Origin of the sequence: Streptomyces sp. NPDC002588 (assembly GCF_040295925.1) — a bacterium.
In the GTDB taxonomy this organism is placed as follows: Bacteria; Actinomycetota; Actinomycetes; order Streptomycetales; family Streptomycetaceae; genus Streptomyces.
Genome location: NZ_JBEOWF010000042.1, coordinates 56,747 through 82,660 on the forward strand (window position 1 = coordinate 56,747; position 25,914 = coordinate 82,660).

24 protein-coding genes are annotated in these 25,914 nt (G+C 73.4%); 10 read left to right on the forward strand and 14 right to left on the reverse strand.

What is annotated here, in order from left to right; genetic code table 11:
- Positions 1-64: 64 nt before the first annotated feature.
- A complete protein-coding gene (locus tag ABT057_RS37105; RefSeq protein ID WP_352348296.1) occupies positions 65-754 on the forward strand; it encodes a DUF6445 family protein in 690 nt (229 codons plus the stop codon).
- Between the two features lies 1 nt (position 755).
- Here the strand turns inward: ABT057_RS37105 and ABT057_RS37110 are convergent, their stop codons facing one another.
- Together ABT057_RS37110 and ABT057_RS37115 are read right to left on the reverse strand one after the other, a co-directional pair.
- Complete coding sequence (locus tag ABT057_RS37110; RefSeq protein ID WP_352348297.1) at positions 756-1,886, reverse strand: M24 family metallopeptidase; 1,131 nt, start codon at positions 1,884-1,886, stop codon at positions 756-758.
- A gap of 129 nt (positions 1,887-2,015) precedes the next feature.
- The gene (locus tag ABT057_RS37115) at positions 2,016-2,708 is read right to left on the reverse strand and encodes an MOSC domain-containing protein (protein WP_352348298.1); all 693 of its coding nucleotides are present in this window, start codon (positions 2,706-2,708) and stop codon (positions 2,016-2,018) included.
- Positions 2,709-2,892: 184 nt separating this feature from the next.
- Here ABT057_RS37115 and ABT057_RS37120 point away from each other — a divergent pair, with 184 nt between their 5' ends.
- A complete protein-coding gene (locus ABT057_RS37120; protein WP_352348333.1) occupies positions 2,893-3,642 on the forward strand; it encodes a DUF4142 domain-containing protein in 750 nt (249 codons plus the stop codon).
- Between the two features lie 9 nt (positions 3,643-3,651).
- Here the strand turns inward: ABT057_RS37120 and ABT057_RS37125 are convergent, their stop codons facing one another.
- The gene (locus ABT057_RS37125) at positions 3,652-5,307 is read right to left on the reverse strand and encodes a glycoside hydrolase family 13 protein (protein WP_352348299.1); all 1,656 of its coding nucleotides are present in this window, start codon (positions 5,305-5,307) and stop codon (positions 3,652-3,654) included.
- A 243-nt stretch (positions 5,308-5,550) separates the two neighbouring features.
- Between ABT057_RS37125 and ABT057_RS37130 the strand changes: the two genes are divergently transcribed.
- On the forward strand, positions 5,551-6,522 hold the full coding sequence (locus tag ABT057_RS37130) for an LAETG motif-containing sortase-dependent surface protein (RefSeq protein WP_352348300.1): 972 nt from the start codon (positions 5,551-5,553) through the stop codon (positions 6,520-6,522).
- 69 nt (positions 6,523-6,591) lie between these two features.
- Here ABT057_RS37130 and ABT057_RS37135 read toward each other — a convergent pair whose 3' ends face one another.
- The 4 genes from ABT057_RS37135 to thrS form a co-directional block, all read right to left on the reverse strand.
- Positions 6,592-7,737, reverse strand: a complete 1,146-nt coding sequence (locus ABT057_RS37135) for an RNA polymerase sigma factor (RefSeq protein ID WP_352348334.1) — start codon at positions 7,735-7,737, stop codon at positions 6,592-6,594.
- A gap of 8 nt (positions 7,738-7,745) precedes the next feature.
- On the reverse strand, positions 7,746-8,153 hold the full coding sequence (locus ABT057_RS37140; RefSeq protein ID WP_352348301.1) for a YciI family protein: 408 nt from the start codon (positions 8,151-8,153) through the stop codon (positions 7,746-7,748).
- Between the two features lie 200 nt (positions 8,154-8,353).
- The gene (locus ABT057_RS37145) at positions 8,354-9,316 is read right to left on the reverse strand and encodes a nucleoside hydrolase (RefSeq protein ID WP_352348302.1); all 963 of its coding nucleotides are present in this window, start codon (positions 9,314-9,316) and stop codon (positions 8,354-8,356) included.
- A gap of 36 nt (positions 9,317-9,352) precedes the next feature.
- Complete coding sequence (thrS, locus tag ABT057_RS37150) at positions 9,353-10,579, reverse strand: threonine--tRNA ligase (RefSeq protein ID WP_352348303.1); 1,227 nt, start codon at positions 10,577-10,579, stop codon at positions 9,353-9,355.
- Positions 10,580-10,877: 298 nt separating this feature from the next.
- Here thrS and ABT057_RS37155 point away from each other — a divergent pair, with 298 nt between their 5' ends.
- The gene (locus tag ABT057_RS37155; RefSeq protein WP_352348304.1) at positions 10,878-11,651 is read left to right on the forward strand and encodes a hypothetical protein; all 774 of its coding nucleotides are present in this window, start codon (positions 10,878-10,880) and stop codon (positions 11,649-11,651) included.
- Between the two features lie 19 nt (positions 11,652-11,670).
- Here ABT057_RS37155 and ABT057_RS37160 read toward each other — a convergent pair whose 3' ends face one another.
- The 3 genes from ABT057_RS37160 to ABT057_RS37170 form a co-directional block, all read right to left on the reverse strand.
- The gene (locus ABT057_RS37160; protein ID WP_352348305.1) at positions 11,671-12,393 is read right to left on the reverse strand and encodes a GAF and ANTAR domain-containing protein; all 723 of its coding nucleotides are present in this window, start codon (positions 12,391-12,393) and stop codon (positions 11,671-11,673) included.
- A 99-nt stretch (positions 12,394-12,492) separates the two neighbouring features.
- Positions 12,493-13,341, reverse strand: a complete 849-nt coding sequence (locus tag ABT057_RS37165) for an inositol monophosphatase family protein (RefSeq protein WP_352348306.1) — start codon at positions 13,339-13,341, stop codon at positions 12,493-12,495.
- A 58-nt stretch (positions 13,342-13,399) separates the two neighbouring features.
- Positions 13,400-14,743 (reverse strand): helix-turn-helix domain-containing protein, encoded by a 1,344-nt coding sequence (locus ABT057_RS37170; protein ID WP_352348307.1) that lies wholly within the window; start codon positions 14,741-14,743, stop codon positions 13,400-13,402.
- Between the two features lie 133 nt (positions 14,744-14,876).
- Here ABT057_RS37170 and ABT057_RS37175 point away from each other — a divergent pair, with 133 nt between their 5' ends.
- Entirely contained in the window at positions 14,877-15,044 is a 168-nt protein-coding gene (locus ABT057_RS37175; RefSeq protein ID WP_352348308.1) for a hypothetical protein, read from the forward strand.
- Between the two features lie 183 nt (positions 15,045-15,227).
- Here the strand turns inward: ABT057_RS37175 and ABT057_RS37180 are convergent, their stop codons facing one another.
- Positions 15,228-16,388 (reverse strand): hypothetical protein, encoded by a 1,161-nt coding sequence (locus ABT057_RS37180; RefSeq protein ID WP_352348309.1) that lies wholly within the window; start codon positions 16,386-16,388, stop codon positions 15,228-15,230.
- Positions 16,389-16,547: 159 nt separating this feature from the next.
- Entirely contained in the window at positions 16,548-17,183 is a 636-nt protein-coding gene (locus ABT057_RS37185; RefSeq protein WP_352348335.1) for an NAD(P)-dependent oxidoreductase, read from the reverse strand.
- Positions 17,184-17,371: 188 nt separating this feature from the next.
- On the opposite strand from ABT057_RS37185, the gene ABT057_RS37190 reads away from it, so the two are divergent.
- On the forward strand, positions 17,372-17,812 hold the full coding sequence (locus ABT057_RS37190; protein WP_352348310.1) for a hypothetical protein: 441 nt from the start codon (positions 17,372-17,374) through the stop codon (positions 17,810-17,812).
- A gap of 70 nt (positions 17,813-17,882) precedes the next feature.
- Here the strand turns inward: ABT057_RS37190 and ABT057_RS37195 are convergent, their stop codons facing one another.
- Positions 17,883-18,383 (reverse strand): SH3 domain-containing protein, encoded by a 501-nt coding sequence (locus ABT057_RS37195; protein ID WP_352348311.1) that lies wholly within the window; start codon positions 18,381-18,383, stop codon positions 17,883-17,885.
- A 132-nt stretch (positions 18,384-18,515) separates the two neighbouring features.
- On the opposite strand from ABT057_RS37195, the gene ABT057_RS37200 reads away from it, so the two are divergent.
- Together ABT057_RS37200 and ABT057_RS37205 are read left to right on the forward strand one after the other, a co-directional pair.
- Positions 18,516-19,415: a hypothetical protein gene (locus ABT057_RS37200; protein WP_352348312.1), complete on the forward strand. Its 900-nt coding sequence runs from the start codon at positions 18,516-18,518 to the stop codon at positions 19,413-19,415.
- 96 nt (positions 19,416-19,511) lie between these two features.
- Positions 19,512-19,862: a hypothetical protein gene (locus ABT057_RS37205; protein ID WP_352348313.1), complete on the forward strand. Its 351-nt coding sequence runs from the start codon at positions 19,512-19,514 to the stop codon at positions 19,860-19,862.
- A gap of 72 nt (positions 19,863-19,934) precedes the next feature.
- On the opposite strand, the gene ABT057_RS37210 is transcribed toward ABT057_RS37205, so the two are convergent.
- On the reverse strand, positions 19,935-22,004 hold the full coding sequence (locus ABT057_RS37210; protein ID WP_352348314.1) for a PhoX family protein: 2,070 nt from the start codon (positions 22,002-22,004) through the stop codon (positions 19,935-19,937).
- A 268-nt stretch (positions 22,005-22,272) separates the two neighbouring features.
- Between ABT057_RS37210 and ABT057_RS37215 the strand changes: the two genes are divergently transcribed.
- Both ABT057_RS37215 and metG read left to right on the forward strand, forming a co-directional pair.
- Complete coding sequence (locus ABT057_RS37215; protein WP_352348315.1) at positions 22,273-23,994, forward strand: VWA domain-containing protein; 1,722 nt, start codon at positions 22,273-22,275, stop codon at positions 23,992-23,994.
- A gap of 145 nt (positions 23,995-24,139) precedes the next feature.
- Positions 24,140-25,858, forward strand: coding sequence for a methionine--tRNA ligase (metG, locus tag ABT057_RS37220; protein WP_352348316.1), 1,719 nt, complete (start codon positions 24,140-24,142; stop codon positions 25,856-25,858).
- Positions 25,859-25,914: the final 56 nt, after the last annotated feature.

Below are 25,914 nucleotides of genomic sequence, written 5' to 3' on the forward strand. Positions count from 1 at the left end.
TCTCGCCGGAGTCCGGGGGAAAGCGCGGGCGAGTCCTGACGGTCCCCCGACCTAGATTCGCCGCATGTCCATGCCACGACCGCGGCCTGCCGCGGCCCTCCCCGTCCTCCCCTACCGCAAGCCCACCAAGGGCCGCGACTACTGGGTCCTGGACGACGTCTTCCCCGAGGACGGGATCGCGGCGATCCGCGAGCGCTGTCTGGCCAAGGAGGACTGGGTCAAGGGCCACCCGTACACCTCGGAGAGCTGGCCCGGCCTGCGCACCATGCCGGGGCTCGAACCGGGTGAACTGGCCCGGGTGGAACGGCTGGTGCGCAAGGCGACGGGCGCGCGGGAGCTGTGGGTGCAGCAGGCGCCGGGCGGCGGCACCCTCAACCACAACTGCGTCCAGGTCGTCGGCGAGGGCGAGAGCACCCCCCGGCCGCACTCCGACTCACGCGCGCTGTGCCGCTACGCGGCCGTGCTGTATCTCAACCCCGGCCAGCCCCAGGACTGCGGCACCAGCTTCTTCCGGCAGTCGCTGCCGGGCGGGCGGCTCGGTGGCAACGTCGTCCAGGCCCCGCACAACAACCTCGTCGAGGCACTCGGCACCCGGTTCGTCGCGCCCGACGCCTTCGAGGAGGACGTACGGGTGCCGCACAAGTACAACCGGCTGCTGCTGTACAACGCCAACCTCGTGCACAGCGCGACCGGTTACTCCGGTACGACGCTTCAGGACAAGCGGATGACGGCGGTGTTCTTCTGGATGGCCTGAGTCAGGCCACGGGCGCGAGGTCGTCTCCCGCCGCGCCCAGCCGTCGGACCCCGTCCGCCGTGCACGCCACCACCTCCCCGACGCGCACCCCGAAGCGGCCGGGCAGCAGGAGGCCGGCGCCGAGGGTGAGACACATGCCCGCAAGGAGGGTCCGGGGCCGGCCCGGGTCCCCGGTGAGATACGGCGGCTCGTGCCGGGTGACGCCGATGCCGTGGGCCCTGAGGCGGAGGGCGTCGGCGTGATGTCCGGCGGCCGCGCGGGCCGCCCGCTCGACCTCCGTGCCCGAGACGCCGGGGCGCACCGCCCCGACGGCCGCCCGCAGGGCCGCGCGGACGGACGTGTGCGCCTCCAGGACCCCGTCCGCCGGCGGGCCGCCCGCCCGGACGGTACGGGTGAGCGCGGAGGCGTAGCCGTCCCGGCGGCCGCCGAGGTCCAGGACGACCGTGTCGCCGGGCCCGATCCTGCGCTCGCCGGGCCGGTGCCGGGGGTGTGCGCCGTGCGGACCGCAGGCCACACCGGCGACGTCGACCCGCTCGTGGCCGTGGGTCCGCAGCAGCCGGGTGAGGTCGGCGGCGAGCTCGGCCTCCCGGCGGCCGGTGAAGCGCACGGCCAGAAGGTCGTCGTAGGCCGCGTCGGCGGCGGCGGCCGCTGCGGCGAGACGGGCCGTCTCCTCCTCGTCCTTGAGCGCGCGCAGCAGGGGCAGGGCGGTGGCGAGCGGACGGTAGGTGGTGAGGGGGAGGGCCTCCTGGAGGCCGAGGAGGTGGACGGACCAGGTGGCGTCGGAGATGCCGTAGTGCCCGTGCGGGAGCAGCAGGGCGGCGGCCGCGGCGTACGGGTCCTGGTCGTCCCGCCAGACGGAGACCCGCAGGGCGCCCGCGGCGGGCGACGAGAGGGCGGCGGGGTGGTCGCGGGCCGGGACGAGCAGGCGGGGCGTGGCGTCCGGGGTGAGGACCAGGAGGGTCAGCGGGTTCGCGGGCTCCTCCTCGCCGGGGACCGGCGGCCGGTGGCCGGACAGCCAGGAGAGGTCGGGGCCGGGGGTGAGGAGGAGTCCGCTGAGGCCGACGGCGGCCGCGTCCCGGGCGGCGCGGCGCATCCGGGCGGCGTGGGTGCGCTCGCTGAAGGTGTTCGTCATGGTGCCGCCTCGTCCGGGGCGTGCGGTGTCCGCCCGCCGGCGCCGTTCCCTCCATTCGAGCGGCTGACGGCGGTGGGGGCGGGATCGGGGTGGGCCGTACGGGTGAGAGACCGCCGGACGGCGGGGCCGTCAGAGGGCCGGAGTGACCTCGTCGCCGACCCGCACCCTCCCCGGCCGCAGTACCGCGAAGTACGCGCCGAAGACCACCCCGCGCTCGGCCCTGCGGTGGTCGGCGAGGGTGCGCAGGGGTTCCGGGCCCGCCCGGCGGCCGGTCTCCTGGTCGACCATCGTGACGGCGCAGCGGACCGTGCGCCCGGCGAAGGCGAGCTCGGTGCTGGCGATGGTGAGGCGGGGGGTGTCGTCCCCGGTGTGCGGGGTGGGCGGGCCGTCGATCACGAGGTTGGGGCGGAAGCGGTTCACGGGGAGCGCGGCGGCGCCCCGCTCGGTGATGCGGACGTTGAGGGCGTCCAGGCAGGAGAGGGAGACGAGGTGCAGGCGGGAGGCGTTCGCGGCGGGCGGGCGGACCAGTCTGCTCGGGCTGCCCAGGAACCCGGTCAGCCAGGCGTCGGCCCCGGCGCCGTCCCCCGTCACCCTCAGCGGCTCGGTCCCCGGTGCCCTCAGCGTCAGTTCGCCGTCCCGCAGTTCCGGGGTGATCAGGGCGAGCCGGGGGTCCTCCCCCTGCCACCGGAGGCCGCCCGCGGCGTCGGCGACCGCGTACGACCGGTCGTCGAGGAGGCCGTCCGGTGTCAGGGTCGCCTCCATGAGCGTTACGCCCGCGCATCCCTTGACCGGGTAGTAGGCGATCCCCACGACACTCGCCATCGCCGCCCCCCGCCTGCCGACCCCATGATCGGCGGGAATCGCCCGCCCCGGAAAATTTTACGAACGCGACAGAGTCGTAGCGGTGTTTCGTGCGTACTTCTCTTCGTCCGACCCCCGCCGGGGACCCACCGCCGGCGGATCCCCCGAACGGGCAGGAGGAACGGTGCAACTCTCGCGGAACGCGATGGGAACTCTCTTCGTGGGCGGTGCCCTGACCTTGACCCTCGGCGCGCTCGCCTACCCCTCGATGCTGGGGCTGACGACGGTGTCGACGTCGACGGACAGAGTCATCGCCAACACCCAGTGGGGTCCGCTGACAGAGGGCGACCGTGACTTCGTGGTGAAGGTGCGTGCGGCCGGTCTGTGGGAGTACCCGGTCGGTCAGATCGGCCTGCAGAAGGGGACGAGCAAGGCGGTCCTCACCGCGAGCCAGCACCTGATCGACGGGCACGCGGCGCTGGACACCACCTGCCGCAAGATCGCGCCGATGCTGAACGTCACCCTGCCCGACGTGGCCAGCCCGCAGCAGGAGGGCTTCGTCACCCAGCTGAAGAGCGAGACCGGCAAGCAGTTCGACGCCGACTTCGCCAACATCCTGCGGATGACGCACGGTTCGATCTTCAACACCGTGGCGAAGATCCGGTCGACGACGAAGAACTCGCTGGTCCGCGCGCTCGCCGACCAGGCCAACGACACCGTTCTCGACCACATCACGGTGATGGAGAAGACCGGTCTCGTCGACTTCGACTCGACGATCTTCCAGCAGACCACCGCGCCCAAGCTGCCCAAGTCGGATCTGACCCCGCCCGTCCCCAACGCCGGTCAGCCGCAGGTCGTCCTCACCCCGCCGCCGAACGCCACGTCCACGCCGGTGGACATCGACGGTCTCGCGGGCGGCAACGCGGGCGCGACGGGGGCCGCGAGCGCAGGCTGAGGCCGGCGGCTACGCCAGCCAGACCGTGGTGTCCGGCGGCAGGAGTCCCTCCCGGGTGTCGTCGTCCGGTGGCGCGCTGCTCAGCAGTACGTCCCCGGGCGGCAGCGGCTGCTGCGTCGCCGACAGGTTGGTGACGCAGCGCCAGCCGTCCGTGCGGGCGAAGGCCAGCACACCGGGCGGTGTGTCCGGCAGCCAGGTCAGCACCTCGCCGTCGAGCAGTTTGCGACGCAGGCGCAGGGCCGTGCGGTAGAGCTCCAGGGTGGAGCCCGCCGTGCCGTCCTGTGCCTCGGCCGCGTACCGGGCGAACGAGGGCGGCTGCGGCAGCCAGGCACCGGCCGCGCCGAATCCGTACGACGGCCCCGCGGCCTTCCACGGCAGGGGCACCCGGCAGCCGTCGCGGCCCTTGACGGTGTGGCCCGTCTGTTCCCAGACGGGGTCCTGGAGCACCTCCACGGGCAGGTCGGCGACCTCGGGCAGGCCGAGTTCCTCGCCCTGGTAGACGTACGACGATCCCGGCAGCGCCAGCATCAGGAGCGTGGCCGCCCGGGCCCGGCGCAGGCCCGCCGCCTCGTCCACCGCGGGTGAGCGGCCGTCGGAGAGCAGCCAGGCGTTCTCGTCGGTGCCGGGCGGCAGGACGAGCCGGGAGGCGTGGCGTACGACGTCGTGGTTGGACAGCACCCAGGTGGCGGAGGCGCCGACCGCACGGGCCGTGGCGAGCGAGTCGGTGACGACCCGGCGGATCGCGTCGGCTTCCCAAGGGGTCTGCAGATACTCGAAGTTGAAGGCCTGGTCGAGTTCGTCGGGGCGGGCGTACAGGGCACGCCGGGCGCCCGGGACCCAGGCCTCGGCGACCGCCGTGCGGGGCGGCGAGTAGGCGTCCAGGACGCGGCGCCAGTCGCGGTAGATCTCGTGGACCTCGTCGCGGTCGTAGAACGGGTGGGTGCCGGGCGGGAGTTGCGTCAGGGCCTGCTCGCCGCTCAGTTCGGGGGCGCCGAGGTCGCGCAGGGGCTCGGTGAGGTCCTTGGCGAGGGCGTGCGCCACGTCCACGCGGAAGCCGTCGACGCCCCGGTCGGACCAGAAGCGCAGGGTGGTGCGGAAGTCCTCGCGGACCTCCTCGAGGTCCCAGTTGAGGTCGGGCTGCTCGCGGGCGAAGAGGTGGAGGTACCACTGGCCGTCGGGGACGCGCTGCCAGGCGCTGCCGCCGAAGACCGACTGCCAGTCGGTGGGCGGGAGTTCGCCGGCCGGACCGCGGCCGTCGCGGAAGACGTAGCGGGCGCGGGCCGGGGAGCCGGGGCCGGCCGCCAGCGCCTCCTGGAACCACGGGTGCAGGTGCGAGGTGTGGTTCGGGACCAGGTCGACGATGACCTTCAGACCGAGCCGGTGGGCCTCGCCGGTGAGCGCGTCGAAGTCGGCGAGGGTGCCCAGGCGCGGGTCGACGTCCCGGTGGTCGGCGACGTCGTAGCCGCCGTCGGCGAGTTCGGACGGGTAGAAGGGGCTGAGCCAGAGCGCGTCCACGCCGAGGGCGGCGAGGTGCGCCAGCCGGTGGGTGACGCCCCGCAGATCGCCGAGGCCGTCCCCGTCGGCGTCCGCGAAACTGCGCGGGTACACCTGGTAGACGACGGCCTGGCGCCACCAGTCCGGGCTGTGGGGTGACAAGTCGGTCATGGTGAGAAGGCTGTCCATTTCATGGGGAAAGTGAACGTCCACCCCCTGCGGAAGGAATCGTTCCGCACGCGTCGAAGTCGTGATGGAAACTTGAACTCTCCGAGGTTTGGCGCAGGTTGACAGCACTCCGGTGGCCGAACGACGATGTGCGGACACTGTGGCGCCTGTGACGGACGAGCCCGGTGATTTCTGTGATCTGACCAATCACTTCACTTCTGGCCCTCGGCCAAGAATGGGATACGCATGTCGATAGCGAGACGTGTCACCGTGCGCCGCCTGTTGGGGACGGGCGCCGCTTCGCTCACCCTGTGCGCCGCCTCCGTAGCCGCCGCCTCCGGCGCCTTCGCCAACTCGGGGACACCCGGCGGCGACGGCTGGAAGTCCGGCGGGCACTACCAGCCGGGCACGGGCGCGGGCACCGAGACGGGGACCGACCGCTGCCAGTTCTCGCTGGACGGCAAGAACTTCTTCGACTCCGTGCGCGTCGACGACCAGAACCTCAAGCCGTCCGGCGACGGCAAGGTGCACATCACCGTGCGCACCGCCGGCGACGCGAGCACCTGCACCGCCTCCCTGGCCTCCTACCTCGCCCACGGTGCCACCTTCGGCACCTCCGGCGAGCAGGTCTTCGTCGACTTCGACACCGTCACGGTGAAGCCCGGCCAGACCGACACGCTCGACATCGCCGTCCCCGACGCGGGCTGCTACGCGCAGATCGACCTCTACCGGGGCGCGGTGAAGTTCGACGGCAAGCTCGACGCGAAGGACGGCTTCGTCCACGGCGACCTGCCCAAGGGACCGGACCGGCCGGTCATCAAGGACAAGCTGATCGCGGCCTGGAACGGCGGCACGAAGGACTGCACGACCACCGAGCAGCCGTCGCCGTCCGCGCCGGCCGGCGGTGGCGGCGAGTCCCCGTCCGCGCCGTCCTCGCCCTCGGCGTCCACGCCGTCGGACTCGACGTCCGAGAGCACCTCCCCGTCGCCGTCCGCGTCGGAGTCCGCGTCGGAGTCGAGCAGCCCTACGCCGTCCGCGTCCGCCTCCGAGTCGACGACCGCGCCCGCGGCCACGCCGAACGGCGGCGGCGGTGACCTCGCCGAGACCGGCGCGAACAGCAACACCCCGGTGATCGTCGGCGGCGCGGCCGCGCTGCTGCTCGGCGGCGCCGCGCTCGTGGTGGCCACCCGCCGCCGCAAGGCCGCGACCCGCGCCTGACCTCGGGCCCCGACCGGCCTCTCCGGTACGTCCGCCCCGGCACGCTCGTGGTGCCGGGGCGGACGTGCGTCAGCGACCGCGGCGGGCGTTGAGCCGGGCGGCCTGGCGCGTCAGGTGGTCGCGCTCGGCGAGGTCGGCTGCCTTGTGGGCCGCCTCGGCGTACAGCCGTGCCGCCTTCGCCAGGTCGCCGTCGCGCTCGTGGAGGTAGGCCGCCACCGCGGTGTGACGGGGCAGTGCGGCGTCCAGCGCCGCGAGCGCCGCCAGGCCGGCGCGCGGCCCGTCGGCCTCGCCGACGGCGACCGCGCGGTTGAGCCGGACGACGGGGCTGTCGGTCAGGCGCGCGAGCTCGTCGTACCACTCGACGATCTGCACCCAGTCGGTCTCCTCGGCGGTGGGCGCGTCGGCGTGGAGTGCCGCGATGGCGGCCTGGGCCTGGAACTCGCCCAGCCGGTCGCGGGCGAGGGCCGCCTGGAGGATCCCGACGCCCTCGGCGATCAAGCCGGTGTCCCACCGGCCGCGGTCCTGCTCGGCGAGCGGTACCAGGCTGCCGTCGGGCCCGGTCCGGGCGGCGCGCCGGGCGTGGTGGAGCAGCATGAGGGCGAGCAGCCCGGCCACCTCGGGGTGGTCGATGCGGGCCGCGAGCTGCCGGGTGAGCCGGATGGCCTCGGCGGCGAGGTCGACATCGCCGGAGTAGCCCTCGTTGAAGACGAGGTAGAGGACGCGCAGCACGGTGGCGACGTCGCCGGGCCGGTCGAAGCGCACGCCGGAGACGGTGCGCTTGGCCCGGCTGATGCGCTGCGCCATGGTCGCCTCGGGCACCAGGTAGGCCTGGGCGATCTGGCGGGTGGTGAGCCCGCCGACGGCGCGCAGCGTGAGCGCGACCGCCGACGCCGGGGTCAGCGACGGGTGGGCGCACAGGAAGTAGAGCTGCAGCGTGTCGTCCACCGCGGGCGCCGGCCCGGGCGCCGGCTCCTCCTCGACCCGGTCCTCACGCCGGCGTCGGGCGGCGTCGGCGCGCGTCGCGTCGAGGAACTTGCGCCAGGCCACGGTGACCAGCCAGCCCTTGGCGTCCCGCGGCGGGTCGGCCGCCCAGACCCGGAACGCCTCGACCAGAGCGTCCTGCACGGCGTCCTCGGCCGCCGCGAAGTCGGCTCCGCGGCGGACGAGGACGGTGAGCACGCTCGGCGTGAGGCTCCTGAGCAGGACTTCGTCCACCGGTGACGTCACTCCGTGATGGTGGGCGGCGCGGTCAGGAACGGGCGCACCTCCAGCCACTCGTGGATCGGCCTGCCGCCCGCCCCGGGGGCGGCCGACAGCTCCCCGGCCAGCTCGACGGCGCGCTCGTAGCTGTCGACGTCGATGATCATCCAGCCGGCGATGAGGTCCTTGGTCTCGGCGAACGGTCCGTCGGTGACCGGCGGGCGCCCCTCACCGTCGTAGCGGACCCAGGCTCCCTCGGGGGCGAGCGCCTGACCGTCGACGAACTCGCCGGTCTTCTCCAGCCGGGCCGCGAAGTCGTTCATGTACTGCACGTGTGCCGAGATCTCCTCCGGCGTCCACTGGTCCATCGGCACGTCGTTGACCGCCGCCGGGGCGCCGCGGTAGTGCTTCAGCAGCAGGTACTTGGCCATCGTCGTTCTCCTCGGTGCTCGTGCGACCCATTGTGGTCGCGTTCACTCCGGGGACGGAGCGGGACGCGGGTTCTCGACATCGCCGTCCGAATTTTTTCCGGGCTCTCGTGGAGCAGCCTGGATGAGCCTGGACGGACCTGGGTGTGCCGTCTCGCGGAGTCCGGGTCCACGGCGGGTCGCCTGCCCCGGCCGGACTTCCGTCAGATGCCCTCCACCGTCTCCAGCCACAGCTTCACGTACCGCTCCACGTCCACGTCCAACGCCACGTCCACCAGCGGCTGTTCGCGGGTGCCGTGGTGTATCTCGGCCTCGCCCGGATGCGGGCGCCGGTCGACGACGGTCTGGCCCCGGGTGGGGCCGGGGGCGAGGGAGACCTCGACCGGGAGGAGTTCGGTGGTCAGGCCGTCCGGGTCGGCCACCGCGCACACCGCGCCCGCGTCGCCCAGGCCCCCCGTGGGGGTGGGGTCGCCGGAGGTGGCCGGGTCGCGGTGGGCGAGCAGCTCGCCGGCCAGCCTCAGCCGGGGCTCCGCGCCGGCGCGCAGCCGCTGGACGTCCGCGGCCGGGACCAGGACCCGCTTGAAGACGTCCAGGCCGTACATCGTGATCGGCACCCCTGCGGTCAGCAGGACCGCGGCCGCCTCCGGGTCGTGCCAGACGTTGAACTCCGCGACCGGAGTGGCGTTCCCGGTGGTCACCGCGCCGCCCATGAACACGATCCGCTCGAGGTTGCGGGTCACCTCGGGGTGGGTGCGCAGAAGCAGGGCGATGTTGGTGAGCGGTGCGGTGGGGATGAGGGTGACCGGGCGCGGGGAGGCGAGGATCTCGCGGCGCAGCAGGGTCACCGCGTCCACGTCGACCGCCCTGCGGGCCGGCGCGGGCAGGCCCAGGTCGCCCATGCCGTCCTCCCCGTGCACGTGCCGGGCCACGCGCACCGGTTCGATCAGCGGGCGTTCGGCGCCCCGGGCGACCGGGACGTCCCCGGCGCCCGCGTGCTCCAGCACGGTCAGCGTGTTGCGGACCACCCCGTCGACGTCGGTGTTCCCGGCCACGCAGGTCACCGCCCGCAGGTCCAGGCCGGGGTGGCGCACGGCGAACAGCAGGGCGAGGGCGTCGTCGATCCCCGTGTCGCAGTCCATGATCACCGGGATGGGCTGGTCGGTCACCGGGAGTCCTTCCGTCGAGCCGTCGCTCCCTGAACCCTATGCTGGGGCCGCGGCGGCCCACAGCCCGGTGCCGCGCGCCGCGACCCGCTCGCCGATCCGGTCGAGCAGCTCGCCGTACGGCAGCTCCCCAGGCCGGCGACCGTCCCGCAGCCGTACGGCGGCCAGCCCCTGAGCCGCCTCCCGCTCCCCGATCACCGCCTGGTAGGGCACCAGCCTCGCCGCCCGGATCCGCGCCCCGAGGCTGCCCTCCCCGGCGAGCTCGGCCCGCAGGCCGGCCCGCGCCGCCCGGCGCACCAGCTCCTCGGCCTGCGGCCGCTGCCCCTCCGCGACCGGCAGCACCACCAGCTGCACCGGGGCGAGCCACACCGGGAACGCGCCGCCGTGCTCCTCGAGGAGATGCGCGACCGCCCGCTCCACGCTGCCGATGACACTGCGGTGCACCATCACCGGCCGGTGTTTCGCCCCGTCGGCGCCGATGTAGTGCAGACCGAAGCGCTCGGGCTGGTGGAAGTCGATCTGGACGGTGGACAGGGTGGCCTCGCGGCCCGCCGGATCGGTGATCTGCACGTCGATCTTGGGGCCGTAGAAGGCCGCCTCCCCCTCCACGGCCTCGTACGGGAGGCCGTCCAGCGCCTGTCGCAGCAGCGCGGTGGCCCGCCGCCACAGGTCGGGATCGGCCACGTACTTGCCGCCCTCCCCGGGGAGCGAGAGACGGTACCGGTGGGCGCGGATGCCGAGGTCGGCGTAGGCGCGGGCGATCAGCTCCAGGGCCCCGCGCGCCTCGTCGACCGCCTGCTCCAGGGTGCAGAAGACATGGGCGTCGTTGAGCTGGATGGCCCGGACCCGGGTGAGGCCGCCGAGCACGCCCGACGGCTCGGAGCGGTACATGCCGCCCAACTCGGCGATCCTGAGGGGCAGTTCACGGTAGCTGTGGGAGCGGGAGCGGTAGATCAGGGCGTGGTGGGGACAGAGACTGGGGCGCAGGACCACGTCTTCGGAGCCCTCTCCGCCCAGTTCCATCGGCGGGAACATGTCGTCGCTGTAGTGGGCCCAGTGGCCCGAGATCTCGTACAGCTCCCGTTTGCCGAGGACGGGCGAGTACACGTGCCGGTAGCCGGCCTCCCGCTCGACGTCCCGGACGTACTCCTCCAGGGTGTGCCGCACGATCGCGCCGTCGGGCAGCCAGTACGGCAGCCCCGCGCCCATCAGCGGGTCGGTGTCGAACAGGTCCAGTTCACGGCCGAGACGGCGGTGGTCGTACACGGGTGCTCCTCCGGATCGGGGACGAGCACCCACGGCGAAGCCCCGGGGCACTCGCCCCGGGGCTTCGACATCAGTCGTGGATCAGCGCGCCGGGACACTCTCCGGCGTCGTCGTCAGGGACGGCTGGGCGCGCTTCATGCCGGAGACCGTAGCGGCGGGAGCGGGCGGCACGCGACCGGTTTTCGTGGGCCGTTCTCCGTACGCCGGTCACCCGCACGGCCCACCGCGCTGGTCGGCCGGCACGGGCGGTGCTGCCGTGGGAGGAGGACCGTATCCCCACGTCAGGAGGCACCCCTCGATGACCCGCCGCGCTCTCCTCGCCTCCTCGCTGCTGCTCACGACGGTCACGGGGTGCGCCGCTCTCGGACTCGAGCACCCGCCGACCGCCGACCCCGCCGAACCGACCGTGCAGGCGTCGACCTCGAAACCCGCCGCGCCGGCCACCACGCCCGCCCTCAGCGACAGCCAGGCGCAGGAGGCCCTCATCACCGACACCGACCTCGGGGCGCCCTGGACCCCGACCCGGGGCGCGGCGACCTGGCGGGACGGTCTGCTGAAGGCGACCACGTCCGTCGCCGAGTGCCAGAAGCTGCTGGACGCCCTCTACTCCGACGAGCTGTTCGGCGCCCCCGCCCGCACGGCCGTCGGCCTCGACAACCCGGAGACCTCGGCCCAGCTCCGCTACCAGCTCACCGGCCGGCGCCCGGCGGAGGTGGACCGCACACTGGCCTGGCTGAAGTCGCTGCCGCAGAAGTGCGCGCGGTTCACGGCCGGGGCGGGGGACGGCATCGTGGAGGACGTCCAGGTGACCGGGTTGCCGCTGCCGGAGGTGGGGGACGCCCGGCAGGGGCTGCGGGTGACGCTGACGCTGTGGGGGACCGCCGAGGACAACGCCGACGGGGAGCCGACCGTCCTCTCCCTGGACGTGGCCGCCGTCCGGGCGGGCGAGGACGCGTTCGCGCTGACCAACGGCGGTCTGGGCGATGTACCGAACACGGCGACGCAGGCGGCCGTGCAGCTCGGGGTGCGCCGGCTGGCGGACGTGCGCGGGCAGGGGCGGGTGCAGGTGTGAGCCGGGTGGGCTGCCCGGATCAGGGCGTGTCGTAGCGGCTGCGGCGGTCGACCACGTCGCGGCCCTCGTCGAGCACCGTGCGGCCGTGCGCGAAGGCGTGGGCCCGCAGCCGGGCGAGTGCCTCGTCCGCGCCGACGCCGAGCTGCGCCATCACCATGCCGACGGCCTGGTAGACCACGTCGTGGTCGCTGGCGAGGACGCTCAGCCAGGGCTCGTCGCCGGGCGGGCGCAGACCGTCCTCGTCCGGCTGCGGCAGCGTCATCAGGGCCGCCGTCAGCACCTCCGCCACCAGCCGCGCCGTCCGCACCTCGGCGCCGGCCAGCTCACCCGGGGCCTCCCGGTACAGGTCGAGGGTGCCGACGCAGAGCGAGCTGTCGCCGAGCGGCAGCGCGTACACCGCGCGCACCCCGGCGGCGGCCGCCTGCTGGGCGAACACCGGCCAGCGGGAGGCGTCGCGGCCGGACGTCAGGTCCGAGGCGAACACCGGCGCCCCGGTCTGCGCGGCCCGCAGGCACGGCCCGTCGCCCAGGGTGGCCTGCACCTCCATCAGGTACGCGGCCCGCTCTCCGCTCGCGCTCAGCGGTACGGGCATCCCCTCGCCGCACAGCGACACACTCGCGCCGTTCACCGGCAGCAGCCGTACCGCGGCGGCGCACAGCCGCTCCGGCACCTCGCCCGGCCCGGCGCCGCGCACCTCCTCGGCGATCACCGCGGCGATCCGCTCCCGTTCGGGATCAGCCACGGCCGTCACCTCCCCACATGCCGTCGTGACGCCCGCCGGGTACCCGCCGCCCGCGGGGGCAACCGGCGCCGCGCCGGGCGGTTGTGGGCCGCCTCGCGGTCAGCGGAGCGGAGGCCGTTCGCCCCGCCCGGTGACCGTCCGGTACCACAGCTCCGTCGCCTCCGGCGCCGCGCCCGGTGCGGTGAGCAGCAGCGGGGTGTCGTACGGCGGGAGCTCGGGGATCGCGAGGGCGCCCGCCTCCGTCGCGATCAGCAGCGGCGGCAGGCCGTCCACCGGGTGGAACTCGCCGATCGCCGCCGCCGTCGCCCGGCCCGCCGCGACCTGGACCAGGGACAGGGCGGTGGAGCCCATGACACGGACCGTGCAGTGGCGGGCGGCGAGCTCCCGCAGCAGGTCGTCCATGCCGGGCCAGTGGGCGTGGGCGGCCCATTCGGTCAGGAAGACATGGCCGGTCAGGGTGGAGTGGGCGGCGGCGTGGACGGGGCGGCCGTTGAGACGGGCGCCGCCGCCCTTGACGGCCGTGAAGATCTCGTGGCGCCAGGGGTCGGCCACCACGCCCAGCAGCGGGGCGCCCTCCTCGGTGGCGAGGCCCAGGGAGAACGAGCACCAGCCGATGCCGTGCGCGTAGTTCGTCGTACCGTCCACCGGGTCGATCAGCCAGTGCGGGGCGCCCGGGCTGCCCTCGTGGACGCCGTACTCCTCGCCCTCGATGCCGTACTCGGGGAACTCGCGGCGCAGCACGGCGCGGACATGGGTCTCCACCGCCTCGTCCGTGGCGGTGACGATGTCGGCCGGGCCCGCCTTCTCCCGTACGTCGCGTACGTCGTCCGTGGCGCGCGGGCGGCGGATCCGCTCCGCGGCCCACTCGGCGAGTTCCGTCGCGACCGCCAGTTCCCGGTCCATCGGTTTCCGGTCCGTGAGTTTCCGGTCCGTGAGTTTCCGGTCCATGAGTCGACCACCGCTGTCGTCGTGTGCCGGCCGTCTGCCGCGATCATCGTAAGGGCGGCTACAGCGGGGGCTGGGCCGGGGCCGGGCCCAGGGTCGTCGTGCCCGGGGCGGTCTGGTGGCCAAGGCCGGTGCGGTACGCGTCCAACGCGGCCTCCACCCGTCCCGTGCGGCGCAACAGGTCCCCCAGCAGCCGGCACAGGTCGGCCAGGTCCCCCGCCGCGCCGGCCCGCTCCAGCAGGCTCAGCGCCCGCACATAGTGCTCCTCCGCCGCCTCGGTGTCGCGGGCGTCCTCGGCGATGATGCCGAGCAGCCGGTGCGCCCCGGCGGAGTGCACGGCGCCGCGCTCGGACGAGAGGTCCCCGAGGACGCCCTGCAGCAGCTCCGCGGCCTCCTCCGACTTGCCCCTGCGGTGCAGTACGTCGGCCAGCTCCACGGCGACCTGGCTGCCGTAGAGGGCGGCGCGCTGGGCCGCGAGCATGGCCTGCGCCTCCTTCAACTCCTCCTCGGCGTGCTTGAGTTGGCCGTTCTGCGCGTAGACGTAGCCGCGCATCCAGTGGCAGTTGGCGAGTTCGGTGCGCAACTGGAGCTGCCGGTACAGCTCGGCGGCCTTGGCGAGCGAGGCGTCGGCCTCGGCGAGCCTGCCCTCCGCGAGCAGGGTGCGGGCGACGGAGCGGTGCATCCGGGCGACCAGCGCCGGATCGGCCACCTGGGGCGCGAGGGCGAGCGCGAACTCGGCGGCCTGGGCGGCGCGGGCGTGGGCGCCCATGTCCATGTACGGGCCGATGACGGAGGCGTAGAGCAGCAGCAGCGCGTCGGGGTCGTGCAGTCCACCCCGGTTCAGCTCATCGAGCGTGGACTCCAACAGGTAGACCGCATACCGGAGTTCACCCGCGAGGTAGTGGGCCACAGCCCGCCCCCGCAGCGCGGGCACCCGGACCGGGAGCGGCGCGTCCCCGAGGCAGGCCTCCGCCCGCTCGAAGGAGAGGCGGGCCTCCTCCAGGTCACCGGCGGAGATCTGGCTCTCCCCCAGGCCGAGCAGCGCGGTGACCTGCTCATCGACCAGGCCGTGCTGCTCGGACTCGGTGAGCAGCACGGTGTACTGCGCGGCCGCCTCCACCGCCTCCCCCGTGGCGAGCGCCCGCTGCGCCTCGGTCAGCCGCAGCCGCAGGTCGGTGACGAGTCGCGCCGAACGTCCCGTCGCCAGTTCGTCGAAGTCCACGCCGAGCCGTTCGGCGATGTGCTTCAGCGCCTCGTCGGAGGGCCGCACCCGCCCGGCCTCCAGGGTGGACACATAGGCCGGTGTGTACGTCGGTTCCGCCAACTGCCGCTGTGTCAGCCCTCGTTCGACGCGCAGTCGCTGCACGCGCCGTCCGATGACCTCCGGTTCATCCCGTTCTCCCACGCCTTGCTTCCCCCAACTCCCCCTGTGCCTCTTGCCGTTGGACTATCGCAGGCCCTAGGTTAAACGGCGAATTAAGCGTGCTTAATACATGAGTGTCGTCAGCCGTAGTTTGCCGACGTTTTGCGAGGTTGCCGTGTTCGGACGCCGCTCCGCCCACCACGGACGCCCGTTCCTGCGGGCCCTGACCGCGGCCGTCCTCGCCGCCACGGCCCTGATCGCCGCGGCCAACACGGGCCCGGCCAGAGCGACGGACACCGCGCCGGCCACCCCGGCGGCCCAGGAGCAGGCGGCGGACCGCTAGTGCCGCGGCAGGCAACGTTCGCCCCGTCGCGACGCCCTGCACGCACTCTCGCCGCACCGGGCACAAGCCCAAGTACATCCAGTACGAGGGCTTGCACCCGGCACGCCGGGAGCACGCGCCGGACGCCGCTCCTTGACGGGCAAACGTTGCCTGCCGCGGCACTAGAACCCGGGCGCCGGTCCGTCATGTGGCCTGGGTCTGCAGTTGCCTGAGTTGCCGTTGCACATCGTCCAGAGCGCCCTCCCGGCGCCCCGGTACCCGGCCGCGCAACTCGGCGAGTGCGGGGCCCAGTTCACGGGCCCGTGCCACGTCCGTGATCCGGCCCCACTGGTGGTGCGCCCGGTCCACGGCCGCCTCCACCGCGGGCGCGTCCGCCGCCTGGCCCGCGGTCAGCCGCGCCGCCGCGACCGCCATCCAGGTACGGCAGCTGCGCTCGGCGTCCCCGGCGAACATCGCGAGATCGGCCCGCACCTCGGTCCAGTGCAGCGCCTGGGCGGACCCCACCCCGTGCGCGGCGGCGGCCTCATGCTCCAGGCGGGCGGCGAGGGCATCGGCGTCGGCGTGCCTGCCGGACCGGACGGCGGTGGAGATGGCGGTGTGGGGATCCGTCCGAGCCGGCTGAACTGCCTGAACCGGCAGCGCAGGCCGAGCGGTCTGGACGGGCTGCGCGGCCTGGGCGGTTCCCGCCTGGCCCGGTACCGGCGGGCGCGCCGTGGCAGCGCCGCCCAGCAGCAGGTCGCCCACCTCGCCCTCCCCGGCGATCCGCCCCAGCGCCATCTGGTGCAGCCGCTCGTCCTGCGGCCGCCCCCCGCTGCGCAGTATCGTCGCGACCGCCTTCATGTACGTGGGCGCGGCCACCGTCCGCCGCCCCCGCGGCGGCGCCACCCGCCCGTACACCGCGACCGTCGGCCCGCACTCCAGCACGTTCCCGCGCAGCCACTCCCAGGCCTCCGCGTCCGCGTGCAGATCGACCAGCACGGTCGTGGTCCCCGCCGCCCGCAGCCGCAGCTCCTCCCGGAACCAGTGCCAGGGAAACCCGGTGTACCGCACGGTCGACGGGGTGGTCCGGGCCAGCGCCAGGTGCGGCAGCCGCTGCCGCCGGTCGAGCTGCAGCTGCCCGGTGACGTACAGGGTCAGCGGCCCGCCCGCCGCCGCGGCCGCCCGCAGCCGGGTCAGCACGGCCTGCGGCTCCAGCGGATCGGCCAGCTCCACCACGTTCGCGGTGTCGGTGCCGGCCAGCACGGCGGGCGGCACGGCCGCGAGCACGGGGAGGACGGACGCCGCGTCCACGAGACACCCCTTGCCCACGGGTGAGGCCGCGAGCAGCAACACGGTTCCGGGCATGGTCCCCTCCCCCGACGATCAGGTACCTCAGCACCGTAACCGCTGCTGCCGCGAAGGCGGGCCCCAGGTCTGCAAACGTCCCCGTACGGGGCGTTCGTCGCCCCCTGCAGTGCCACGGCATGCCGTCCCTGACGAACGCCACCGGCCGGGCGAGGGAGTTCAGTAGGCGACGGACATCCGGCTGCGCGGATGGGCGTCCCGCTCCAGTTCGTCGACGAAGGCCACCGCGTAGTCCTCGGCGGTGATCCGGCTGTGGCCTTCGTCGTCGGTGAGCATCGCGTCACCGCCGGTCCGGAAACGGCCGGTGCGCTCGCCGGGAGCGATCTCGGCGGCCGGGGACACATACGTCCAGTCCAGGTCGTCGAGGCTGCGGTAGTAGGCGAGGACGTCACGGTGGGCGTTCGCCTCGGGCAGATAGGCCTCCGGGAAGCCGGGCTGGTCGGCGGCGGCCCGCCCGGGCGCGACCTCCAGGCCGCCCGCCCCGCCGACCACCACGAGCCGGCCCACGCCCGCCTGCCGCGCACCCGCCACGAGCCCCTGGTTCAGCGCGAGGAACGGCTCGCGCGGGTCCGTACCGTCCCGGGGCGGCACACACGCCGAGGCGATCGCGTCGGCGCCGCGCGCCAGCTCCGCCACCTCGGCCGCGTCGGACGCGTCGGCGGCCGTGGCCGCGACCCCGGGGATCGGCGACTGCCCGGATCTGCTCACCGCCAGCACCAGATGCCCGCGCGCCGAGGCCTCGATGGCGATGCGGGTACCGACCATGCCGGTGGCGCCGAAGAGGATGATCTTCATGCGTCCGTTCTTGGCGGAGCCGTGCGTCATGGGGCCGTGCGTCATGACGTCAGCGAAACACGGGGCGGGACCGCCCGCATCCGGGCCCGCCGCCGGAATCCCCGGGAAAATCGGCGTATCCGACTTGCCACCGGGTCCGCCCAGGTGTGCTCTGGAAGGCGGGGGCGAGGAGAGAGAGGAGTGCTCTCATGGCTCACGCGGCACCCGCACTGCGGGCCCGGGCCGGGGCGTCCCGGACACCCGACATCTTCAGCGCACGCACCCACCGCATCGCGCGGTGGGCGGTCCCGGTCGCCCTCGGGCTCGTCTTCGGCTACTGGGCGGCGGCCAACAACCGCTCCGGCGGCCCCATCACCGGCTGGAACGTCCTGCTCGGCTTCGTCGCCGCGATCGTCTTCGCCGCACTGTGGATGGCCGTGGCGGACATGGCGCCGCGCCTGCCGCGCGAGCTGCACGCCGGGCTGTGGGCGGCGTTCGCGGGCTGCGCCTTCGGCTTCCTCTACAGCGAGACCGGCGCGAGCGTGCTGCGTTCCACCGGCTGGGCACTGGCGGTCGCGGCGTCCGCCTTCGTGACCGCGTTCTACCGCTACTACACGCACGAGGACGCGGAGGGACACCGCATCCGCTGACCTCCCGCCACAGCGGCGCGTGGGCCCCGGCGTTGTGCGCCGGGGCCCACGCTTTCCCTCATCCCTCCACTCACCGGCCGACCGGGATCCACTCCCAGTCACCCGACGAGGTCTCCGAGGTCCCCGAGGACTCGGCGGTCCCCGAGGCGCTGAAGCTCCAGGAGCCCGAGACGCTGACTTCCCAGTTGATCCAGTGCCCGTCCTTCCACTGCGGGCACGGGTCGGCACAGTCGGGCACCCGCGCGCCCCGCGTGTCCACGAAGGCGGCGCTCGCCCAGCCCTGCGCGCCGCGGAGCCAGTACCAGTAGGGGGTGCCGTGGACACTCTGCCCCTTGACCTTGCACTCGACCCGGTCGTGGCTGCCGGGCGCGAGCGCGGCGACCACGGCGGAGTGGCTGGTGGGCTGCTGCCGTACGTTCAGCTCACCGCGGGACACGACGGTGCCGACGACCGGGCCGTCGCCGCCACTCGCAGGCAGGGCCGCGGCGGTGGTTCCGGTCGTCACGGCGGCGAAGGCGCCACCGGTGAGCAGGACCGCGGACAGCGTCCGCAGGGCCGGAGAACTGCGCATGATCGGCCTCCTTCTCCCCAGCACCAGGAAACACCCGTTCGGGGGAACCCTCCACCGGAGGGCGCCGTCCCGTACACCCGTACGGCCGACATGGACTCGCGCCCACCGGCCCCCACGCCGTTGCCTGGGAGGGTGTCCAGAAGCCTGCGGACCGCCCTCTCGGCCGTCCTGATCGCCCTGTCCTGCCTGCTCGTGCCGTTCGGCGCGCTCGCGGCCTGGGCGGCGTACGGCCTCACCGACACCCGCAGCTACGTCACCACGATGGCGCCGCTCGCCTCCGACCCCGCCGTCCGGGACGCCGTCGCGGACACGGTGGGTGACGGTGTCGCACGCGAGTCCGGGATGAGCCCGCTGTTCATGCGGGACGCCGTCCGCTCGTTCACCTCGACCCGCGCCTACCGCACAGCGTGGGACGCGGGCAACGAGGCCGCGCACACGGCGGTGATGCGCGCCCTCAACGACGACGACGGCGCCGACCACGAGGTGACGATGGACCTCGCCACCGTCACCACGCCCCTGAAACACCAGATGACGGTCGACCACGTCCCGTTCGCCGAACGCATCCCGATCGAACACACCCGGGTGGCCCTCCTCCCGCCCGACGACCTCGCCTCACTGCGGAAGGGCTACCACGTGCTCGACGTCGCCGGCTTCTGGCTGCCCCTGGCCGCCGTCGTGTTCGCCGCCACCGGCATCGCCGTCGCCGCCTGCCGCCGCCGCGCCGTCACCGCGACGGCCCTCGGCACCGCGCTCGGCGGCGCGTTCCTCGCCCTGGCCCTGGCCATCGGCCGCCGGCTCACCCTCGCCGACCTCCCCGACCCGGCCCACCGCCCGGCGGCCGGCGCGGTCTACGACGCCCTCACCACGACCCTGCGCACGACCTCCTGGTTCCTCCTCGGCCTCGGCCTGACGGTGGCGACGGCGACCTGGCTCACCGGCCACGCCCGGGAAGCCCGCCGGCTACGACGCCGGCGAGCGTCCGCAACGCCCACGCCGGCTCCGCCTCCGGAGCCGACCCGAGTCCAGGCCTGACCGCAGGTCACCGGCGCCCCGTGGGCGGAAGCGGATCGCGCGGTGTGGACGAAACCTCTTCGCCGGCAGGCCGCCCCCACCTCTACCGTCCCTCCCATGACCAAGAAGAGGACAACGACCCTCTGGCGCCCCACCGGCCCCGAGGAGCTGGCGCTCGTCGAGGCCTCCGGGTGGACGGCCTGGCCGCCGCGGCTGCCCGAGCAGCCGATCTTCTATCCGGTCCTCAACGAGGACTACGCGGTGCGGATCGCGCGGGACTGGAACGTGCCCGCGTCCGGGGTCGGATATGTGACGCGGTTCGAGGTCGACAGCGAGTTCCTGGAGCGGTATCCGGTGCGGCAGGCCGGAGGAGAGACCATCCTGGAGCTGTGGGTGCCCGCCGAGGAGCTGGAGGAGTTCAACGCGCACATCGTCGGCCCGATCGAGGTCGTCCGGGAGTTCCGGTGACACCGCGCCGCTGAGACGGCGGGCGCGGCTGCCCGGGCGATCACCTCACCCGGACAGCCGCCGGTCAGGTTTTCAGACCCCGATGTCGCGGCCGTCCGCGCGCCACACCGCCACGACCGCCGGACGCACGATCCTGCCGGGCCCGTCGGGCCAGACGCTCGCCGGGTCGTCCACGGTCGCGCCGGTGATCTCGCCCGGGTGCTGCACGGCGACCAGGACCCGCCGGTCCTGCACGAGCGGGCCGCAGGTCTCGGCGCCGGTCGGCACGGTCAGGAACTGCTTGAGCTCCCCGCGCCGCGGGCCGCGCGTGGCCACCCCGAAGAGCCCGTCGTGCGAGCCGAGCTGGTTGCCGTCGGTGGAGATCCACAGGTTGCCGTGCGGGTCGAAGGCCACGTTGTCCGGGCAGGAGATCGAGCTGACGTCGTCCTTCGGGAAACCCGCGAAGTAGGTGGCCGGGTCGTCCGGGTCGCCGGCCACGAGGAACAGCGACCAGGCGAACTCCGTGCTCTCCGCCCGGTTCCGGCGCTCCGTCAGCTCGAGGATGTGCCCGTGCTTGTTGGCGGTGCGCGGGTTCGCCTCGTCGGCGGTGGCGTTCGTACCGACACCGCGGTTGGTGTTGTTGGTGAGGGCGACGTACACCTTGCCGGTGTGCGGGTTGGGCTCGATGTCCTCGGGCCGGTCCATCTTGGTCGCGCCCACCTTGTCGCCGGCGAGGCGCGTGAAGACGTAGACCTCCTCGGCGGTCATGCCCTCGACGTGCGAGACGGCACCGTGCGCGGTGGCGGTGGCGAGCGGAATCCACTCCCCGCTCCCGTCGAACTCGCCGTCGGCCGGCAGCTTCCCGCTCCCGTCGATCTCGATGGCGGGCGAGTCGCCGGTGAGTTTGGCGACGTACAGCGTCCCCTCGTCGAGCAGGGTGAGGTTGTGCTCACGCGCGGCCCTGCCGCCGCCCTTCTGCATCTTCTTGCTGCCGACGAACTTGTAGAAGTAGTCGAACCGCTCGTCGTCCCCGGTGTAGACGACGGGCCGGCCGTCGTCGGTGAGCCGCACGGTGGCGCCCTCGTGCTTGACCCGGCCGAGCGCGGTGCGCTTGCGGGGCGTGGAGGTCGGGTCGTACGGGTCGAGCTCGACGACGTAGCCGAAGCGGTGCGACTCGTTGGGCTCCTGGGCGACGTCGAACCGCTTGTCGAACCGTTCCCACTTGCGCTCGGTGGCCCCCGTGCCCAGCCCGTACCGCTTGTCGGTCGTCCGGGTGCCGCCCGCGAAGTACTGGTTGAAGTTCTCCTCGCCGTGAAGCGTGGTGCCCCACGGGGTGGTCCCGCCCGAGCAGTTGTTGAGCGTGCCGAGGACCTTGCGGCCGGTCGGGTCGGCGGAGGTCCGGAGCAGCGCGGATCCGGCCGCGGGGCCGGTCAGCCTGAACTCGGTGGTGGCCGTGACACGACGGTTGAGCGGATGCCTCCTTACGGCGGTCAGGGCGCCGGTCCGCCGGTCCTCCTCGACCACGACGACGCCGAGGCCGTGCGCGGCCCAGGCGACCTCCACCTGCTGCCGGGTCGGGTTGGCGGGGTCGTACCCCCGGAACATCAGCACCTCGTCGGTGTACTCGTGGTTGGCCACGAGGAGTTGCCTGCGGTGCTCGCCCGGGAGGGGGAGCAGGGCGAGGAAGTCGTTGTTGTACCCGAACTGGCCGGCCTGGGCGGCGGCGGTCTGGTTGTCCGGGTCGAAGGCGGGGGCGCCGCGCAGGATGGGCTCGCCCCAGCGGATGACGACGTTCTGCCGGTAGCCGGCGGGGATGGTGACGGCGTCGGCGGTGTTCGGCGCGACGGAGTCGTAGCGCAGGCCGCGGGCGCCGCCGGGTTTCTTCCGCGTGGTCTGCGGGGTCTGCGGGGTCGCGGCGGCGGGCAGCGCACCGGCGACGCCGACGGCTCCCGCGGCGGCCGCGACGGAGACGACGGCGGCGGCGCGCATCATGCCGCGGCGGCTGAGGGCGCCGGCTATGACGTCCCCGACGTACTCGTTGTCGCTGGTGTTGGGCACCTCGTGGAAACAGGCGTCACCACACCGGTAGAGACAGGTCATGGCGGAGCGTCCGCCGGGGTGGGACTGGTCAGGAGTTCCGATCAACGGCAGAAGCTTGCGCACCTTTACTCTCCCCTTGCGTTCCCTTGGTGTGAGCGTGACGGTAGGGGCACGCATGTGCGCAGGCGCGGCGGCCGAATGAACGAGAAGTGAATCCCCGGTGGCCGCGCGCGAGTTGGGTGGCGTGGCGGGGATGGCCGGGAGGCACTGTTGACACACCCCGCTGCCCCGTACTCACCCCTGCCCAAGATCGCCGCTTGGGGCCGCTAACCTTACGTGTCCGTCCTGGCCAGGGATTGACGGGCTTCAACTCACGCGAAGGGTTGCGCGCATGGGCATTCTCACTCGCCTTCGGAACGCATTCGGCCGCTCACGCAAGGAGCGCACCGCCGAGGCAGAGGGTGCGGAACAGGTTCCTTCGCAGGAACCCGCTGTCTCGGGGGAGGAGCCCGCGCCCCAGGAGGCACGGCAGGAAACCGAACCGGCTGCGGCCAAGGAGGCCGCTCCCTCCACCGCCCAGATCCCCGAGCCCCGCACGGCGGAGGACAGGGAACACGAACTGGTCGCGGCGGCCTTCGACAACATCACAGTCCCCAAGCCGACCCGCTCGACGGAGGGCGGGGGGACCCCGGAACCCGCGGCCGAGGCCGAGGCCGAGCCTGCGGCGGAGCCCGCCCCGGTGGTGGAGGAGGCGGCAGTTGCGGAGCCTGCCTCGGATGCGGATGCGGATGCGGATGCGGATGCGGATACCGAGACGGCGGAGGCGGAGGCCGAGGCCGAGGCGGTGACGGAAGCCGCCGAGCCTGCACCGGAAGCCGAGACGAAGGCGGCGGACACGGCCGAGGCCGAGGCCGGGGAAGAGGAGCCTGCCGCTGCGGCGGACGCCGAGCCCGAGCCGGTCGCCGTCGAGCCGGAAGCCGAGGCGGAAGCGGAAGCGGAAGCGGAAGCCGACGCCGAGGCCCAGGCCCCGGAGGAGGAACCGGTCGCCGCGCCGCAGGCCGAGGCCGAGCCGGAGTCGGCGGCCGAGGCCACCACGGAGGAGGCGCCCGAGCCGACGGCCGAGGCCACCGCCGAAGCCACCACCGAGCCGGAGGCCATCGCCGAGCCGGAGCCCGCCGCCGAGCCGGAGCCCGCCGCCGAGCCGACGGCCGAGGTCATCACGGAAGACGGGCCCGAGCCGGAGGCCGACGAGGCCACCGCCGAGCCGGAGCCCGCCGCCGAGCCGGAGGCCGACGTCCAGGCCGAGCCTGTCGTCGCCGTCGCTGACGTGAGCGAGCCGGTGGCACAGCCCGAACCGGCCCCCGCGCCCGCCGCCGAAAGCGCTCCCACGCCCGAGCCCGCCGCCGAGCCCGTCGCCGCCGAGCCCGTCGCCGCGGAGTCCGAGCAGCCCGACCAGTCCGAGCAGCCCGCGGAGCGGCCCGCGGCCGTGCCCCCGCACCTCGCCACCGCGTACCGCACGGCCGCCGACGCCCTCGAGAAGCAGGGCCTCACCGGCACCCGTGCGCACGTCTACCTCGTCCTCGACCGCTCCGCGTCCATGCGGCCGTACTACAAGGACGGCTCCGCCCAGGCCCTCGCCGACCAGACCCTCGCCCTCGCGGCCCATCTGGACCCCGAGGCCGGTGTCCACGTCGTCTTCTTCTCCACGGAGCTGGACGGCACCGCCGACCTCACCCTCGCCGACCCCGAGAACAGGATCGACGAGCTCCACGCCGGTCTCGGCCGCATGGGCCGTACCAGCTACCACGCCGCCGTCGAGGCCGTCGCGGGCCACCACGAGAAGCACGGGCGGACCCCCGCCCTGGTGGTCTTCCAGACGGACGGCGCCCCCGACGCCAAGACCCCCGCCACCCAGGCACTCACGGACGCCGAGAAGAACCACCCCACCCTGTTCTTCTCCTTCGTCGCTTTCGGTGAGCACGACAACAAGGCCTTCGACTACCTCCGCAAGCTGAAGACGGCCAACACGGCCTTCTTCCACGCGGGCCCCACCCCCCGTGAGCTCACCGACCAGGAGCTCTACGAAGGCGTTCTGGCCGGCTGGCGCCCGTAGCGCCCGCAGGCGACACACAGTGATCGGGCCGCCCCCTCCCACCCCGTAAAACGGGAGGCGGGCGGCCCACCCATGTCGGCTACGATTTCAATTTCAAGGCTCACAAGAACCAACCGACGCACCACCGACCTGGGAGCAGCCTCCGATGGCTCGACACCTCATCACCAGCGCCCTTCCGTACATCAACGGAATCAAGCACCTGGGCAACATGGTGGGGTCCATGCTCCCGGCGGACGTGTACTCCCGGTACCTCCGCCAGCGCGGCCACGACGTCCTCTACATCTGCGCGACCGACGAGCACGGCACCCCCGCCGAGCTGGCCGCGAAGGAGCAGGGCCTCCCCGTGGCGGACTTCTGCGCGCAGGCGCACGACGCGCAGAAGGCGGTCTACGACGGCTTCGCGCTCGCTTTCGACTACTTCGGCCGCAGCTCCAGCCCGCAGAACGTCGAGATCACCCAGCACTTCGCCCGCCGCCTCGACGAGAACGGCTTCATCGAGGAGCGGGCGATCCGCCAGGTCTACTCCCCCGCGGACGGCCGCTTCCTCCCGGACCGCTATGTCGAGGGCACCTGCCCCCACTGCGGCTACGACAAGGCCCGCGGCGACCAGTGCGAGAACTGCACCCGCGTCCTCGACCCGACGGACCTCATCAACCCCCGCTCGGCGATCTCGGGCTCCACGGACCTCGAGGTACGCGAGACGAAGCACCTCTTCCTGCTCCAGTCCAAGCTGCAGCACGAGGTCGAGGAGTGGGTCTCCCGCCACGAGGAGGACTGGCCGCAGCTCGCCTCGTCCATCGCCCGCAAGTGGCTGAACGAGGGGCTGCACGACCGCGCGATCACCCGTGACCTGGACTGGGGCGTCCCGGTCCCCGCCGACACCTGGCCGGAGCTGGCGGCGGAGGGCAAGGTCTTCTACGTCTGGTTCGACGCGCCGATCGAGTACATCGGCGCGACGAAGGAGTGGGCGGACCTCGACCCGGCGAACCGGGACTGGAAGTCCTGGTGGTACGAGGCCGACGACACCGTCCGCTACACCGAGTTCATGGCCAAGGACAACGTCCCGTTCCACACGGTGATGTTCCCGGCCACCGAGCTCGGCGTGCGCGAGCCGTGGAAGAAGGTCGACTACGTCAAGGCCTTCAACTGGCTGACGTACTACGGCGGGAAGTTCTCCACCTCCCAGAAGCGGGGCGTCTTCACCGACCAGGCCCTGGACATCCTCCCGGCCGACTACTGGCGCTATTTCCTCATCGCCAACGCGCCCGAGTCCGACGACTCGTCCTTCACCTGGGAGCACTTCACGGCCACGGTCAACAAGGACCTCGCCGACACCCTGGGCAACTTCGTCAACCGCGTCCTGTCCTTCTCCAAGAAGCGCTTCGGCGAGGAGGTCCCGGCGGGCAGCGCGGCCGGCGAGGCGGAGGCCAGGCTGGGCGAGCAGATCACCGAGCTGCTCGCGGAGTACGAGACCCAGATGGAGGCCCTCCAGTTCCGCAAGGCGGCCGCCGCCCTGCGCGCCCTGTGGTCCGCGGGCAACTCCTACCTGGAGGAGAAGGCCCCCTGGCTGGAGATCAAGACCGACAAGGACGGCGCGGCCCTCACCCTCCGTACGGCGATGAACCTGATCCACCTCTACGCGGTGGTCTCGGAACCCTTCATCCCGTCGACGGCGAAGACCATGCGTGAGGCCTTCACCCTCACCGACGACACCGCCGCCTGGGTCACCGCCGACGAGGCCCGCACCCTCGCCTCCGTCCCGGCCGGCACCCCCTTCACCGTCCCCCCGGTCCTCTTCGCCAAGCTGACGGACGAAGACCTGGAGGCCTACAAGGAGCGCTTCGGCGGCGCCCCGGCCGCGTAAGGGCACTCGGGCCGTATGCCCACGCGCCCCGCTGCCCGGTGTCACCGGGCAGCGGG

Excerpts from the sequence above, each read along its gene's own strand:
- ABT057_RS37130 (WP_352348300.1), top strand. The coding sequence starts at position 5,551 with ATGTCGATAGCGAGACGTGTCACCGTGCGCCGCCTGTTGGGGACGGGC.
- ABT057_RS37115 (WP_352348298.1), bottom strand. The coding sequence starts at position 2,708 with ATGGCGAGTGTCGTGGGGATCGCCTACTACCCGGTCAAGGGATGCGCG.
- ABT057_RS37155 (WP_352348304.1), top strand. The coding sequence starts at position 10,878 with ATGACCCGCCGCGCTCTCCTCGCCTCCTCGCTGCTGCTCACGACGGTC.
- ABT057_RS37105 (WP_352348296.1), top strand. The coding sequence starts at position 65 with ATGTCCATGCCACGACCGCGGCCTGCCGCGGCCCTCCCCGTCCTCCCC.
- ABT057_RS37125 (WP_352348299.1), bottom strand. The coding sequence starts at position 5,307 with ATGACCGACTTGTCACCCCACAGCCCGGACTGGTGGCGCCAGGCCGTC.
- ABT057_RS37120 (WP_352348333.1), top strand. The coding sequence starts at position 2,893 with ATGGGAACTCTCTTCGTGGGCGGTGCCCTGACCTTGACCCTCGGCGCG.
- ABT057_RS37185 (WP_352348335.1), bottom strand. The coding sequence starts at position 17,183 with ATGAAGATCATCCTCTTCGGCGCCACCGGCATGGTCGGTACCCGCATC.
- metG (WP_352348316.1), top strand. The coding sequence starts at position 24,140 with ATGGCTCGACACCTCATCACCAGCGCCCTTCCGTACATCAACGGAATC.
- ABT057_RS37180 (WP_352348309.1), bottom strand. The coding sequence starts at position 16,388 with ATGCCCGGAACCGTGTTGCTGCTCGCGGCCTCACCCGTGGGCAAGGGG.
- ABT057_RS37190 (WP_352348310.1), top strand. The coding sequence starts at position 17,372 with ATGGCTCACGCGGCACCCGCACTGCGGGCCCGGGCCGGGGCGTCCCGG.
- ABT057_RS37140 (WP_352348301.1), bottom strand. The coding sequence starts at position 8,153 with ATGGCCAAGTACCTGCTGCTGAAGCACTACCGCGGCGCCCCGGCGGCG.
- ABT057_RS37165 (WP_352348306.1), bottom strand. The coding sequence starts at position 13,341 with ATGGACCGGAAACTCACGGACCGGAAACTCACGGACCGGAAACCGATG.
- ABT057_RS37195 (WP_352348311.1), bottom strand. The coding sequence starts at position 18,383 with ATGCGCAGTTCTCCGGCCCTGCGGACGCTGTCCGCGGTCCTGCTCACC.
- ABT057_RS37215 (WP_352348315.1), top strand. The coding sequence starts at position 22,273 with ATGGGCATTCTCACTCGCCTTCGGAACGCATTCGGCCGCTCACGCAAG.
- ABT057_RS37110 (WP_352348297.1), bottom strand. The coding sequence starts at position 1,886 with ATGACGAACACCTTCAGCGAGCGCACCCACGCCGCCCGGATGCGCCGC.
- ABT057_RS37205 (WP_352348313.1), top strand. The coding sequence starts at position 19,512 with ATGACCAAGAAGAGGACAACGACCCTCTGGCGCCCCACCGGCCCCGAG.